1 protein-coding gene is annotated in these 394 nt (G+C 67.0%); it reads left to right on the top strand.

Annotation, left to right across the window (positions count from 1 at the left end):
• Positions 1–11: 11 nt before the first annotated feature.
• The coding region (locus I6F37_RS43780; RefSeq protein WP_225154952.1) for a hypothetical protein at positions 12–394 on the top strand (383 nt) is incomplete at its 3' end.

Consider the following 394-nt stretch of genomic DNA (forward strand, 5'->3'; position numbering starts at 1 on the left):
GGGAATTTGTGATGAAAATGAAACTGTTGCTCGCCGCCGGGGCGTTGCTCGCATCGACTTCGACTCTCGCCCAGACCGCACCTGCCACCGAGCAGACCAGCGATGATCTGATTTGCCAGCTTTCGGGCGATTGCGGCGGCTTCGACCAGCTCGAAGCGACCGAGGACAAGCCCGACTCGCGCGGCTTCAAGCTTGCGCGCAAGACCGATGCTCCGCAGTCGGTCAGCGCTCCCTCGACGCTCGGCGAACGCTCGCGCGCTCGCATTGCTGCTGACTCGCCGCGCACGGCAGTCGCTGCGGCAACCGCCGCCAAGCCGGGCCGCAACCGCACGATCGCTCCCAAGGCGCGCGCGGTTCCCGCCAACGTCGGCCGTGCCGACCTGCGGATGAGCTT

This window comes from Bradyrhizobium sp. NBAIM08, assembly GCF_020193935.1.
Lineage (GTDB): Bacteria > Pseudomonadota > Alphaproteobacteria > Rhizobiales > Xanthobacteraceae > Bradyrhizobium > Bradyrhizobium yuanmingense.